This window comes from Streptomyces sp. NPDC088785, from assembly GCF_044750685.1.
In the GTDB taxonomy this organism is placed as follows: Bacteria; Actinomycetota; Actinomycetes; order Streptomycetales; family Streptomycetaceae; genus Streptomyces.
The window spans coordinates 248,778-262,737 of the sequence record NZ_JBIVKH010000008.1 but is presented as its reverse complement, the minus strand read 5'-3'; the positions used below and the strand labels follow the sequence as shown (position 1 = coordinate 262,737).

Here is a 13,960-nt window from a genome sequence, read left to right as displayed (position 1 = left end):
GAGGTTGAACGTTGGAGCTGGCAGCCGCACTCCTCACCGTCATGGCCCCGCTGACCCCCGCGGTCAAGGACTGGCTCGACAGCGTCGCGTACCGCAATCGGGCCCTGGCCAGGGCCGAGGTCATCCGGGCCCGGCGCCCGCGGCACGAGGGCGGGAGCGGGCGTGAGGGACGTGCCTGAGCGGAATCCCGTACCCGAGCGGTACTCCGTGCCCGAGCGGAATCCCGTGCCCGAGGAGGGGACGACGGCCGCCGCGCTGGGGGCGCTCTATGCGAGTCACCGGGGCGCGTTCCTGGTGGCGGCGCGCAGGTCGCTCGCCGCCCACGGGGTGCCCGAGTCGGTCGCCTCGGCCGAGGACCTCGTGCAGGACGCCTTCGACAAGGCGCTGCGGAACCCCTCGGTCATCCGCCACCCGTCCGCCTACCTGCACCGGCTGATCCGCACCGACGCGGCCGGCCGGGCCCGCCGACAGGCGAACCGGCGCCGGCTGGACGCCGTCCGCGCCGCGGACCCCCTGCGCCGCGACCCGGTGCGGGTCGCCGACTTCTCCACCCTGGTCGTGAACCGCTGCGCCCTGCAACAGGCCATGGCGAGGCTGACGCCGTCGCAGCGCACCGCCGTGTGGACGACGAAGGCGATGGGCCGCACCCAGGCGGAGACGGCGGCCCTGATGGACAGGTCCCCGGGCACCGTGGCCACCCACGTCTCGCGCGGCATGGCGCTGCTGCGCGCGGGCCTCACCGCGGTGCTGGTGGCCGGCATCGCGTGGGCGGCGGCCGGACGGCACCTCGGGGGCCACCGGCGACGTACCGGCCCGGCCCGGTCCCCCGGCACGGGGGTCGACCTCCAGGCCCTGTGCGACCGCTGGCCGCTGCTCGCCCCCACGCTCGCGGTGTCGCTGCTCCTGGCGGCCGCGTACGGCACCACGGCCCGGCCCGGACGGCGCTTTCCGGCCGACGCCCTCGCGGCGACGGCGCTCGGCCGCCGGATCGCGCTGTGGCGCACGCGGCGGGCCTGGTCGAGGGCGACGGGAGAACTGGGCCTGCCCTTCCACGCCCGTACCCTCACCCGCGATTCGATCGTGTTCACGGCGCCCCGGGAGCTGGACCCCGACGCGGTCGCGCGGGGCGCGGAACAGCTCGCCGCGCACCTGCGGACGGCCCTGGGCCGCACGGTCCGCGTGACGGCGGCGCCGGCCCCATCCCGCGGCCCCCACCCCGCCGCCAACACCCGTCTCGCCGACGTCCTCGCCCGGTCCGGCTGGGCCAGGGGCGAACTGGCCGTCCTGATCAACCGCCGGGCGGCGGCTCTGGGCCACCCGCGGCTCGCGACGGACACCTCGCGGGTCCGGCGCTGGCTGGACCAGGGAGAGGTCCCGCGCGCCCCGGTGCCGGGCGTGCTGGCGGCGCTGTTCACGGAGCGGCTGGGCCGGACCGTGACGATCGAGGACCTGGGCCTGGCGCGCGGCGGGGGCTCGGGACACGGCGGGGGCACGGGAGGGGGCCATCGCCTCGCCGACCGCTCCGGCGACGGGCTGCCGTGGGCTCCGGAGCGTACGGCGGCCGTCCTCACCGAGTTCACGGGGATGGACCTGATGCTGAATCGCGCGGGGGCGGTGCGGGAGGCGTTCTCCACGGGGACGGCGACGGCGCTCTCCAAGGCGGCGCTCTCCAGGGCGGTGCCGAAGCGGGCGGTGGAGGGGGAGTCAGCGCGGCGGTCGGTCCGGGATTCGCTGCGCGTCCTGGAGGCGGTGTGCCGGGCCCCGAGCGGCCCCGTCACCGCGTCCCAACTGGCGGGCTCCCTGCCGGACATGGACCCGGTGCGCACCGAGCTGCTCCTCGCCGTGCTCGTGCGGGAGGGCCACCTGCACCGCCTACCCGGCTACAGGTACATGCTGGGCGGACGCCTGCCGACCGTGCCCACCTCGCCGCGCGGCCCGCGGCACTGAAGCGTGCCGCGTGCCGCGGCTGCCGCCTAGGGCGTGTCCGGCGGATCAGGTCGTAGTCGGGTGGCCCGCGTATTTCTGTGCTGGTGAGCGGGGTCTGGTGCGTCGGGATGCAAGGCGGAGGAGGGCGTCAACGCGGAGCGTTGGCAACCGACGACAACGCCGCAGGTCGGCGTGCCAGACCCCGCGCCCGCGACAAGATCCGCCGGACAGGCCCTAGTCCCGCCAGACGGCGACCAGCCGCGCCACGACGGCGAGCGCCACCGCCGCCACGATCAGATACATCCCGAGCCGTGCCTCGGGCACGTCCGGCGACCAGAACCGCCAGGGGGAGGGGTCGGGCCCGCTGTACACGGACCCGAAGACGGAGCCCGACAGGGTGGGTGCGGAACGGACATGACCGCGGACGCGCAGCAGCACGCCCAGGGCGCCGCAGGTCGCCGCGACCGTGTAGAGGACGGTGGCACCGCGAGAGCTCCGCCGGTCTGCGGGCCCACTCCCTTCCCCGCGCGCCGTCATGCCGTGCGGGGCACGATGGCGACCGCCCTGAACGGGTACCCGTCCTGCAGGAACCCCGGCGCCTCCCACTTCAGGTCCACCGTCTGACCGGGCGACAGCGTGCGAAAGCCCGGTCGCTGGATGTCGGAGTAGTGCCCCCAACACCCGCCGGGCGTCTCGGAGGAGTCGAGCACTCCCCACCCCTCCTCGTCCCACCACTCACGGACCGTCGCTGTCACCATGGGGCGAACAGTACGGGTTCTCGCTGGTCAGGCCCATAGGGTCGGGGAAGGCCAGCCGTCGGCTGAACCCGGCGCCGCGAGGCCGCCCCACAGCCGCGGCCCGCCCCCCTCCGCGCACCTCACCGATCACGAGATCGACGCCCGCCCCACCCGCCGGCAGCGCCGCCGCACCCCGGGCTCGTTCCTGCGGTGGATCGTGTCCAGGGAGGCGCCCACGGGCTCGTACGCGTCGAGCCTCGCCGTGAGCCCCCAGGGTCTATGACTAGTGATCGTCCCGCGAACCGTCACGCCTTGCCGAAGCTCACTCAGCGGCCGCGCCTCGCTCCTTCTGCCCTGCGGGGAGTCTGCCCTCACCGGGCGCTGTCAGCTTGGCCTAGCGTTTCCTACGTATCGCGCGCTTCTTAGCCTTGGCCTCCTCATGGCGAGGGATGCCGTCCCACTGCCGACCGCAGCTGGACACTCAGCGTGGTTCTTCCCTGCCGGCCTGGTCGGTTGACTGATTCCAGGCTCCGCGCTCGTGCAGCGCGACGAGTTCGCCCAGGTCATTGGAGACCATGACGCGAGCGAGCCGCCCTGCGACGGCCACGACCTCGGGCCACTGGGCCGACTGAAGATGCTGTTCGTCAGTGTCGTCGGGCGCCTGCGCCGCCGCCGCGTTGAGGGTAACGCCCAACTCGCGCATCAGAGTCACCTCTTCCTCGGTCCTGAGGCTGATGCCGAGGAACCGCTCGGGCTCGTCGGCATCACAGAAGTCGTCGAAGAGGGTGTGGAAGACGTGATCCAGGCTTTCGAACGTGGACGTGTCCAGCCATACGTCCCGTTGCCAGGGCGGGTTGGCCAGAGCCAGGACTGTCGGCACCACGTGGACTCGGCAGTTGGCCAAGAGTTGCGAATCCTCGTTCATGGGCCGAGCTTAGGCGCCTCAGCGGTGCGGACAGCGCTGCTTGAAGAGTGAGGGTGGGCGATCGGCGCGAGGAGGAAGGCGGGCCTCACGGTGGATGCCCACTCTCACGATCTTCGCCCCAGGGCAACACGCCGTGATCGCGAGATCGTCGACCCGCTCGGCTCGATGGTCCAGAAGGAGCACGGGACCGTAGATTCATGGCAAAGGGCCAGTTTCAGAAATCATGACTCCGAAACTGGCCCTCAGTGCTGTGCCCCCGGCAGGATTCGAACCTGCGACACCCGCTTTAGGAGAGCGGTGCTCTATCCCCTGAGCTACGAAGGCGGGGATCTGTCGGAACATGTGTAGGAAATTACGGCGGAAGCCGCAATCCCGGACACGTCGATCCGCTGATCCAGCGGTGCGCCAGTGGCCTGGCGCGCCGTCGCCAGTGTAGCGGGTGAGGGTGCGCAGGCGAGGGGGATGCCCGCCCGGCCCTGCGGTGACAGCTACCCGGCCGCCAGTCAGGCAGCGGCCTACCTGTGTGGCTCACCCACAGTGCAGAGGGCGATCGGAGGTAGATGAGCAGGGCTCCGGGGGCGCCATAGGCCGGCAGGCGCTGGTCTTGGTGGGAGTGGTCGGGGGTGCAGTCGGTGGACTCGCTGTCTTGGCGGAATCCCTTGAGGCGGTCCCCGAGGGCGGCGTTCGGCGAGATCTGGCGAAGGGGCTCGCACCAACAATTTGATTCGCGCCAGCACTGGCGGTGGGTTTTGCGTGTCATCTGCGCTGCGTTTGGACAGACCGCGCGAGGCGGCCGACCCAAGCGTGAGATGGAGCTCAGTCGCTAGTGAAAGATCACTAGAGATTCCTTTCCGGACCCGCTCCTCCAGGGGTGCTCCATCCGTGGCGTGCGTGAGATGGGTCCGCATTCCGACCAAAGGCTGAGCGCCAATGCCCTTGCTTGCAGGAACGGCGGCGATCGACAGGTGATCGCCTGATCCTGTGGCCCGATCACTTGCAGTGGCGCATTCCTACAGGCGGCGAGGCTCCGAGGGCTACAACGATGAGGCGGAAGAGGCATCCGCCGCAGGTTCGAGTGCACCGGACAGCGTGGGATGAGCGAGGCCGCCGGACTTTGGTCATGGCCGGTTGGGACGGGACGCCAGAGGGGAGCGTCGCAGCGCTGTCTGGCAATCCTTGCACCGCCGTACCGCCTGGCGTGCCGAATCGACCAGTCCCAGAGCTTGGCCGGTGGTGAGTGAATCCAGCCCCAGCGTGGCGGATGACCAGATCTTCGGGCAGGTGGCTGACGGCTCCGCGAAGGTGCGCGCACTGCGTGGGGGAGATCAGAACCGAGATCAGAACCGTGTCAGCAGAAAAGTGCTGCCGCGACAGTCGGGACGAGGTCGCTGTCCGCGCCCTTGGTGTGGACCCGTCGGGCGCCACGCACAGCCCAGACCGATGACGAAGTCACAGCGATCGGAGCATTCTTCCGACACGGAACTGCCCCACCCTCACCTCGCGTCGCTGTCCACGCGGTAGACGATCTTCCCGTCGAACTCCGTGAACCCCAATGACTTGTAGAAGGCCCGCGCCCCGGAGTTGTCGTGGTCCGTCATCCATTCGACCCGGCTGCATCCGGGACGTGCGGCGGCCAGGGCGCGGAGCTCGCCCATGAGCCGGGCGCCAACGCCCTGGCGGCGGAGGGTGTCCCGGACGTACAGCTCTTTCAGGAACAGGGAGTGGGAGGACCCGGCTGCCGGCCAGAGAAACGAGTAGGCGGCGAGCCCCACGAGAACGCCAACCTCATCCTCGACCACGAGTGCGGAGGCCAGCGGCGGGGAGCCGAAAAGTGCCTCCTCCACCTGGGAGCGGCGCTCTTCGAGGGGCTGGATCTCGGTCGATCCGTAGAACCGCTCGATTTCCTCGATCAGTTCGGCCAGAGCCTCGATGTCGCTCCTGCCGGCCGGGCGAATAGTCACGGTCACCGAGATCTCCTGTCGCTCTTCGCTTCGCTCGCTCGTTCCAACGCCTGATCCTGCTGTGACGGCACGGCTTGTGGCTACGGGGGCGTCACAGTATGCGGTGCCCAGCCGTGCTGGCGCAGAGAGCCCTGAACATGCCGAATGAGGTACTCCAGATCTGCGCAGTAGACGGAGGGATTCCGATAGCCGTGGTCGGTACTGAAGCGGTGAGGCAGGTAGCCTCCGCCGCACACCTCCACCAGAGGACAGCTCTGGCACTGTCCGGCGAGTGCGGCCTTCCCGCCTCGCCGGTGGAGGAGCTTCGGATGGTCAAGGACCTCGTCGAAGGACTGCCCGAACACATCGTGCCCCAGCCAGGAGGCACCCTCCTCGACCGACCTCAGGGTGTCCACGCCCTCGATCGTTCCGTCCGACTCCACCACGACGCTCGTCGACGGGGCCAGGCCGAGGGACTCCACCGAGCCGCGCACACCGGAGATCAGCCCCACGATGTCCTCCAGCATTCGCACGCTGTGCCGATTCTCAGGTCGGGTGAGCCAGACGTCATAGACGCGGCTCATCCACAGCCCGTACTCGGGCACGCGTGGATCGTCACGAGGCGGCGGCTCGTCGTGCGTTCCGTGCGGCAGACCGAAGTCGATCACCGGTGGCTCGAACGATGCCAGGTAGTCATGGACCTCGACCGGATCGTTGGCCAGGTCGACGACGGCGAGCAGCCCCGCGAACAGCTGCGGTCGGGACCGCAACAGTTCGATTCCGCGGACGGCCGAGGCGGCGCTCGACCGTGAGGTGCGAGTGAGCCGATGCCGGTCATTCGTGGCAGGCGGCCCGTCGAGACTGACGCCCACGACGACCTCGTACTGCTCGAAGAGGTCCAGCCACTGATTCGTGAGAAGGGTCCCGTTGGTCTGCAGTTCGAAACGGATAGCCACCCCTGCCGGCACACCTGCCCGTACGGCGCTGAGCAGGTCCGCCATGTGCCGGGGGCCAGTGAGCAGGGGTTCACCGCCGTGCAGCACGACATGCACGTCCCGCAGCCCGTGTGCTGCCGCATGCTCACCGATCCGTCGTCCCGCGGCCCGGGCCACGGCCGTACTCATCCGGGCGGGCAGATGCCGCCACGCCTGGTCCGCGGAGTTGAAGACGTAGCAGTAGTCGCAGTCGATGTTGCAGCGGTTGGCGACCTTGAGAATGAACGACCGGAAGGGAGCGATGTCCTCGCGAGGTGTCATCGCGGGGTAGGGCTCACAGAGGCCGGGTCCAGATCAGCGAAGCCTGGTGGCCACCCTCACCGACGCGGTTGGACGCGGACTGCTCGGCTGCCAGCCGTTGCCGTACGCGGACGGCGACACGGTCCAGGACGACCGATCCGTGCGCGGGTTCCGCGACGAGGGGTGCTGAGACGTCCTGCGCGGGAACCGGCGTGCGTGACGGCATTCGACGCTCCTCGGGGCAGTGCAGCGGCAACTGAGTGAGCAGACCAGCCCGCAACGTAGCAGCACCGGCAGTTTCGCCGGCATACCGGATCAGGCCACGTGCCCGGCTCACCCGGCGCGCGGTGCGAGTAGTCTCTCGACGGCATCTCCCGCCCCGCCCACGCCCAACCGCCGGTACACATCGAGTGCTTCACGCAGCGATTCCTCGGCCTGCGCCCGCTCGCCGGCCATCCAGTCGCAACGGCCGATCCCCTCCAGGGCCCGTGCCTCTTCCAGCGGGCAGCGGATGTCCCGGGCCAACTCCACCGCCTGTCCGAAGAGTTCGCGTGCGGCGGCCCAGTCGCCCGAGGACCGCAGCAGTGCCCCCCAGTGGTTCAGGACCTCCGCCTCACCGCACCGGTCGCTGAGCTCCCGCAGGATCTCCAGACTCCGCCGGAACGACTCGACGGCACCGTCCCGCTCTCCAGCGTCCCCTCGCGCCACACCGAGCTCGCCGAGCGAGGCGGCCTCCCCGCTACGGCTGCCGAGATCGCGGTACGAGCCCAAGGCGTCATCCAGCAGCTGGATCGCCTCGGTGACGTTCCCGTCCATGCGGTCCAGCACCCCGAGGTGGCGGATGCTGTTCGCGCACCCGAACCGTTCGCCGAGCTCAGAGAAGTACTCCAGTGCCCGGCTGTGGGCCTCGCGCGCTTCGGCGAGATCGCCGGTCAGGCGCCGCACCACTCCGAGCTCGTTGAGTGCGTACGCCTGGTGGGCCCGGTCGTCGAGCTCCCGGTAGATGTCGAACGCCTCACGATGGTGCTGCGCGGCCAGCCGGTACTCGCCCAGGAGGCAGTGCACGATTCCAAGGTCCCGCAGGGAGTTGGCCTCCCCGTATCGGTCTCCCAGCTCACGGTAGATCGACAGCGCTTCGGTCTGCGCTTCCACCGCCGCGTCGAAGCGGCTGGTCTGCCGGCGCACCATGCCGAGGTCCGCGAGAGCGTTCGCCTGGCCGAGCCGGTCGCCGAGCTCGCGGTAGAGCGCGAGGGAATCGATCTGGGCCCGTGCGGATGCTTCGTTGTCCGCGATCATGTACCAGACGATGCCCACCTGGTTGAGGGCGTCGGCCCTGCCCTGTTTCTCCCCGGCCATCTCGTACTCCGTCACCGCCTCGTTCAGTGCCTCGATGGCCTCGGGGTAGGCCGCCATGAAGCGCCGTACGACTCCGAGCTCGGCCAGCGCGTCCGCCAGGGCCCGTCGGTCTCCAGTGCGCCGAGCGGCTTCGGCGGCTGTTCGGTGGAGGCCGACGGCCTGGTCCCAGGGGCCGGCCTGGCGGAGGAAGGGTGCCATCGCCGCAGCCATGTGGATCACCAGCTCGTACAGCCCGAGGTCGTTCGCCCTCCGAATGGAGGCCAGCACGTTGGCCCGCTCGTCCTCCAGCCAGCGCAGGGCCGCTGTCCGCGACTCGACGGGCGGGGTTTCGACCGCGGTGGCGCCGCCCTGAGGCGCCTGAGGTGGTGGACAGGTCGCGCCACTGCGGCCGATGTGGCGGTTCGTGACAGCGAGGGTGGCCAGGTAGTAGGTGCACACGCGTCGAACGGCCTGAACGGCTTCCATGGTGCCTCCCTCGTCGGCGAGACCGCGGGCGTAGTCGCGTAGGAGATCGTGAAGCCGGAAGCGGCTCCCAGGGTGCTCATCGATCAGATGGGCGTCGTAGAGCCCGTCGAGTCGCTCGCGTGCCACCGCCACGGAAACCGAGCCGAGCGCGGCCCCGGAAAAGGCGTCGAGGTCGGTGCCGGGGTAGAGGCCGAGACACCGGAAGAAGTGTTGCCGCTCAGGTGTGAGGTCCTGGTAGGACAGGTTGAACGTTGCGGCGACCCCACGTTCCCCGGCCTGGAGTTCTCCCGGCCGGTCCCGGGTCGCGGCCAGGCGGGTACGCAGATCCTCGGCGCCCCACGACGGATGATGGCGCAGCCGCGCGGCGAGCAGTGACACCCCGAGTGGCAGGTATCCGCACAGCGCCACCAGCTGTTCCAGGACGTCGCGATCGAGTGAGGCCGCCGGCCGTCCACTGAGCCGTACGAACAAGTCGATCGCATGCTCCGGTGGGAGCGCCTCCACCGCCAGGACCACCTCTTCGTACGCGGCCAGTCGCTTCCGGCTGGTCACCAGCACGAGACAGCCGCTTCCGCCGGGGAGCAGGGGCTCCAACTGCCGGTAGCTGGTCGCGTTGTCGAGGATGAGCAGCGCTTTCTTGTCCGCGAGCTGGCTCCGCCACATGGCCGCCCGTGCCTCGGTGACCGCACCCAGATCGTCGCCGACGGGGATCCGCTGCGCCGGCACTCCGGACGCCGCCAGCAAGGAGGCCAGCGCCTCGGTGGCCTGGACGGGCGGCCGGCCCGTGGTGTGCCCGTTGAGGTTCACGAAGAGCTGGCCGTCGGGAAACCGCTCCGACAGCACATGCCCCGCGTGCACGGCGAACGTCGTCTTCCCCACCCCTGGCATTCCGTCGATCACATGCACAGGCAGCGCTTCGCCACTCTCCTGCGAGTTCTGTACGGACCGCACCAACGCCTCCAGCTCGGCGGTCCGATTGGTGAACGCGGTGGTATCGCGTGGCAGAGACCGCAGCACGAGCGCGGCATCCGGAGGCTCCGCGCCTTCCCCTGCTCGCGGCGCCGGATCAGCGGGACGTTCCGGTGTACCTGATTCCGACAGCGCCGCAAGAAGCACGGTCAGCCCGACCAGAGCGCCGCCCAGTACAGCGAACGAGAACCAGGCATGGTGCTGTAACCACCCCAGCCACCCTGGCCACTCCGACTCGGACACCGCATTCGTGACGAGACCGACCAGCAACGTCGTCACGGCTCCGCCGGCGGCCACGACGGCGACCGTGATCCCTCGCTGGAGCCTCATGCCCGGGTTGCCTTGCCGGAGCAGGAATTGCCGCGCCCTGGCTGGTCACCTGTGACACGGCATCGCCCAACCGTTGTGGATCTGGTCACGAAGGCAACCCCCGAATCCGACGCCTCGACGCGCACAAGCGGACCAGCTCTCGCGGAACCTGGTCAAGGTCGGCTCCCCGCCATACAGCGGCCCCTATCAGCCAATTCGTATGTGCCCGTGGATCGGGCGGGCTGACGCCGCATGCGGGGCGTCAGCCGGAAGAGACAGAGGAGGTGCTGCTGGTGGTGAACAGAGAGTGATCACCCGCCGCAGTTGTGTAGCTCGGACGTAGCTCGGACCCACGTACGACCAGGTGCGGGCCTGGCGGACCGAGGTCGACGCCCTCGTCCGCGAACTGATTCACTGACTGGTCGTCAATGTCTGGTCTTTGGCTGCTGTTTCACCGGGGTACGGCCGGTTCATGCTCCGTCGTCCCCGCTCGCCGGGCCGCGGTGAACCGGCGTATGACGTTTCCGCCCCGTGCTCGGGGGAGCGCCATTACGATCGCGGGATGGCGGATCCCTCGGACTACGAAATCGCCGCGTGGCGTGACATCCAGGCGTTCAGGGGGCGTCCTCTGTCCCGCGTGGTGAGGAGCGCCGGGGAGCAGGTGGCCGCCGGTGCCGCGCAGGTCGGCAAGCGGGCCACGAAGTACCTGGAGAACCATCCGCGGGCCCGGTCCGCGGTGGCGCGCGGGCAGGAGATCGCCGCCAAGGGTGCGCGCAAGGTCGGCGACGGGGCCCGCGGGGCCTCCGAGGCGCTGCCCGAGTGGAGCGGCACCGCCCTTCGGTCCGTGCGGCAGACCGTGGGGCGCGTCTCACGGGCGGGGCTGTCCTCCCGGCGCGTGGTGGCCCTGCACGAGCGGCGGGGGCACGGCGTCTCCCGGCTGTCCGATCTGCGCCGGCTCGACCTCGAGGAGATCGACGCCGTCCGCGGGCGGGCTTCGAGCTGGTACTACCCGGCCGCCGCGGCCCTGTCCGGTGCGGGCGCGGGGCTGGTGATCTCGGGCGGGCAGCTCGCCGTGGCCGCCTCCGCCGGCGCCGCGGCCGCGCCCTCGGGAGGCGCGATCGCCGGTGCGTTCACCGCCGACGCGGCGCTCGTCCTCGGCCTCGCGTCCCGTTCCGTGGGCCAGATCTCGCTGCTCTACGGCTACGACCCCGACGAGCCCGCCGAGAAGCTCTTCGTGATGTCTGTCGTCAATGCCGGAACGGCGACGTCGGCCAGTGCCAAGAGCGCCGCGATGGCCGACCTGTCCCGCCTCACCCAGGCGCTCGTGCGCGGCAGGACGTGGGAGGTCCTGAGCGAGTCCGTGATCACCAAGGTCTCCCAGCAGTTCGCCAAGGCGTTCGGCTTCCGCCTCACCAAGAAGGGGCTCGGCAAGGCCGTGCCCGCGTTCGGGATCGTCGTCGGAGGCGCCCTCAACTGGACCACCTTGGAGGGGATCGTCGACGCCGCCGACCTCGCGTACCGGCGGCGCTTCCTCCTGGAGAAGTACCCGCAGCTCGCCGCCGACGAGGAGGCCGGTGCGTTCCCCGACGTCGGCCCGGACACGTCGGACGCCCCGGACGGGAGCGACGAGGAGATCAGCCTGCTCGGCAAGCTCGCCGAAGCCGGCGGCCCCGACCTCCGCTGATCCGCCGGAGGGACCGGAGGGGCCGGAGGGGCCGGTGGGGCGGGGAGGTCCTGGTGGGTCCTGGAGGCTCGTCAGGGGGCGTCCAGTGTCTCCAGCAGGTCGGTGACGCCCCGGTGGATCGTCGGGGCGTCCGCGCCCTCGGTGTAGAGGGCGGTGAACGTCGTCGGCGACAGCGTCGTGCGCACCGCCGATTCGCAGGTGCGGCGGTGTTCGGTCATCTCCGGGGAGCCCAGGTGCGGGGTGCCCAGGACGTTCCAGGCGCGGTCGACCAGGCCGAAGATGCGGGCCGCCAGCTCCGGTCGGCTGTCGCCGGTGGCGGCGAGGGCGAGGGAGTCCAGGGTGACCGCGACTCCGTAGAGGTCGTCCAGGTGGCACTTGGCCTCCAGGGACGAGCACAGCGGGGCGATCGCCTCGGCGGGGCTGCCCTGGGCGATGCACTGGTTGCCCCACACGTAGTCGGCGTAGGCGCCCGCCCACCGCTCGCCGATCGGGGCCGTCAGCTCCTTGAGGCGGTCGACGCGGGCCCGCACGCCGTCGGCGTCGCCGAGCATCATGTGCGCGTAGCCCCACACGGGCAGCGAGATCAGCTCGATGATGCGCGGGCCGGTCCGCGCGGCCTGCTCGTGGGCCGCCGCGTAGAGGGGCAGGGCCCGGTCGGGGGCGCCCTGCAAGGTCAGCGCGCTGGCGTGCACGCACAGGGCGCCGGCCAGCGCGGGTTCGTCGGCGTACCGCTCGGCCAGCGCGCGGGCCTCCGCCGTCAGCCGGCTGGCGGCCTCCAGGTCGCCCTGGCCGACGGCGACCATGCCGCACGACCACAGCGCCCGCGCCGCCTCGCGCGGGCGGTCGGGGGTGAGCGCCAGGGCCGCCTCCGTGTAGTGCCGGCCCTCCCGCAGGTGCCCGCAGCAGAACCAGAAGTAGACGAGGTCGCTCGTCATCTCCAGGGCCGTGTCGGGCTCGGTGAGCAGGCAGGTGTCGAGGGCGGCCCGCAGGTTGGGCAGTTCGGTGACGGTGCGGGCCTGCCACTGCGCCTGGTCGGGGCCGATCCACTCCTGGTCGCCGCGGTGCGCCAGGTGCCGGTAGTAGTCCCGGTGGCGCAGCCGCAGCCGCTCGCTCTCGCCGAGCCGGTCGAGCCACTCGGCGCCGTACTCGCGCACGGTGTCGAGGAGCCGGTAGCGCGCGTCCTGCGGCGGGCCCTCCCGCAGCAGGACGGACTTGGCCACGAGGCCGTGCAGGACGTCGGTGAGCGCGCAGTCGGCGAGCGGTTCCGCGCTGCACACGAAGTCGACGGCCCGGGCGTCGAAGCTGCCGGGGAAGACGGAGAGCCGGGCCCACAGCAGCCGCTCCTGCGGGGTGCACCACTCGTGGCTCCAGCCGATCGTGGTGCGCAGGCCGCTGTGCCGGACGGGCCGCTGGACCGTCGGCGCCTCGCCGTCGAGGGTGACGTCGGGCGCGGGCGGCTCGGCCCCGGCGTTCGACGACAGGACGTTCATGCGTTCGTGCAGCCGGGTGACGAGATGGTCGACGGAGGTGGCCCGCAGCAGGCCGGCGGCCAGCTCGATGGCGAGCGGGACACCGTCCAGCAGGGTGCACAGCCGGGCCAGGTCGGCCGGGTCGATCCGGCCGCTCCCCTCGGGCGGGGCGCCGTCCGGCCAGGCGCGGGCGCGCAGCAGCGCCGGGGCCTCGCCCTGCGGGCCGGTGTCCATCGGGCCGACGGCGACGGGGTGCTCGTCGGGGATGTCGAGGGCCTGCCGGCTGGTGGCGAGGACGCGCAGGCCCGGGGCCGCCGCGAGCAGCGTCCGCACCAGCTCGGCGCACTCCTTGACCAGGTGCTCGCAGGTGTCGAGGACGAGGAGCAGGTCGCGCTCGCGCAGATAGGCGGAGAGGACGTCGACGAGGGGCCGGTTCGTCTGGTCGGCCACGCCGAGGACCCCGGCGACGGTGTGTTCCAGCAGGTCGGGGGAGAGGACCGGGGACAGCTCCACCAGCCAGGCGCCCTGGGCGAAGCCGGGCGCGGTCCGGGCGGCGGCCCGCAGCGCGATCCGGGTCTTGCCGATGCCTCCGGGGCCGGTGAGGGTGACGAGCCGGGAGGTGCCGAGCGCCTCCAGGACCTCGTCGGTCTGCCGGGAGCGGCCGATGAACGCCGTGGTCTCCAGGGGCAGGTTGCCGTGCTCGGGGTTGTTGCTCTGCGTGGCCATGGGGGGAACTCACCTCTCCCGGCGGGACTCCGGAGGACTCCACTGGTGGACCGGTTTCCAGACACGGAGCGTTGCACACCCCGACACCGCCTGTCACTCGAACGGGGGACACCTGTCGGATGTGCCCGGGAGGCGCCCGGAGGCACGCCCGCGCGGTGTGACGTTCCTTCCCGGAAAGGGCGCGGGCGCAGGCACCTTGACGCGGGCCGGGCCCGGGGA

At 71.2% G+C, this 13,960-nt stretch carries 11 protein-coding genes and 1 tRNA gene; 3 read left to right on the top strand and 9 right to left on the bottom strand.

Annotation, left to right across the window (positions count from 1 at the left end; translation table 11 throughout):
• The first annotated feature begins 11 nt into the window (after window positions 1-11).
• A complete protein-coding gene (locus ACIP5K_RS23165; RefSeq protein ID WP_401412205.1) occupies window positions 12-179 on the top strand; it encodes a hypothetical protein in 168 nt (55 codons plus the stop codon).
• Window positions 163-1,947, top strand: a complete 1,785-nt coding sequence (locus tag ACIP5K_RS23160; RefSeq protein ID WP_401412203.1) for an RNA polymerase sigma factor — start codon at window positions 163-165, stop codon at window positions 1,945-1,947. Before ACIP5K_RS23165 ends, ACIP5K_RS23160 begins: the two co-directional genes overlap by 17 nt.
• A gap of 213 nt (window positions 1,948-2,160) precedes the next feature.
• Here the strand turns inward: ACIP5K_RS23160 and ACIP5K_RS23155 are convergent, their stop codons facing one another.
• From ACIP5K_RS23155 to haaT, 8 genes are all read right to left on the bottom strand, one after another.
• On the bottom strand, window positions 2,161-2,364 hold the full coding sequence (locus ACIP5K_RS23155; protein WP_401412202.1) for a hypothetical protein: 204 nt from the start codon (window positions 2,362-2,364) through the stop codon (window positions 2,161-2,163).
• Between the two features lie 95 nt (window positions 2,365-2,459).
• Window positions 2,460-2,684 carry a cold-shock protein gene (locus ACIP5K_RS23150; RefSeq protein WP_401412200.1) on the bottom strand — a complete coding sequence of 75 codons (225 nt, stop codon included), beginning with the start codon at window positions 2,682-2,684 and terminating at the stop codon, window positions 2,460-2,462.
• A gap of 460 nt (window positions 2,685-3,144) precedes the next feature.
• A complete protein-coding gene (locus ACIP5K_RS23145) occupies window positions 3,145-3,588 on the bottom strand; it encodes a hypothetical protein (protein ID WP_401412199.1) in 444 nt (147 codons plus the stop codon).
• Between the two features lie 251 nt (window positions 3,589-3,839).
• Window positions 3,840-3,912 (bottom strand) — tRNA-Arg (locus ACIP5K_RS23140).
• A gap of 1,169 nt (window positions 3,913-5,081) precedes the next feature.
• A complete protein-coding gene (gene haaN / locus ACIP5K_RS23135; RefSeq protein ID WP_401412197.1) occupies window positions 5,082-5,555 on the bottom strand; it encodes a cyclophane-containing RiPP N-acetyltransferase HaaN in 474 nt (157 codons plus the stop codon).
• Between the two features lie 74 nt (window positions 5,556-5,629).
• Window positions 5,630-6,784 (bottom strand): FxsB family cyclophane-forming radical SAM/SPASM peptide maturase, encoded by a 1,155-nt coding sequence (locus tag ACIP5K_RS23130; RefSeq protein ID WP_401412196.1) that lies wholly within the window; start codon window positions 6,782-6,784, stop codon window positions 5,630-5,632.
• Window positions 6,785-6,797: 13 nt separating this feature from the next.
• Window positions 6,798-6,989 (bottom strand): HaaA family cyclophane-containing RiPP peptide, encoded by a 192-nt coding sequence (gene haaA, locus ACIP5K_RS23125; RefSeq protein WP_401412194.1) that lies wholly within the window; start codon window positions 6,987-6,989, stop codon window positions 6,798-6,800.
• A 107-nt stretch (window positions 6,990-7,096) separates the two neighbouring features.
• Complete coding sequence (gene haaT, locus ACIP5K_RS23120) at window positions 7,097-9,883, bottom strand: cyclophane-containing RiPP biosynthesis TPR protein HaaT (protein WP_401412192.1); 2,787 nt, start codon at window positions 9,881-9,883, stop codon at window positions 7,097-7,099.
• A 541-nt stretch (window positions 9,884-10,424) separates the two neighbouring features.
• Between haaT and ACIP5K_RS23115 the strand changes: the two genes are divergently transcribed.
• Window positions 10,425-11,546 (top strand): EcsC family protein, encoded by a 1,122-nt coding sequence (locus ACIP5K_RS23115; RefSeq protein WP_401412190.1) that lies wholly within the window; start codon window positions 10,425-10,427, stop codon window positions 11,544-11,546.
• 71 nt (window positions 11,547-11,617) lie between these two features.
• On the opposite strand, the gene ACIP5K_RS23110 is transcribed toward ACIP5K_RS23115, so the two are convergent.
• The gene (locus ACIP5K_RS23110; protein WP_401412189.1) at window positions 11,618-13,741 is read right to left on the bottom strand and encodes an ATP-binding protein; all 2,124 of its coding nucleotides are present in this window, start codon (window positions 13,739-13,741) and stop codon (window positions 11,618-11,620) included.
• Window positions 13,742-13,960 lie beyond the last annotated feature (219 nt).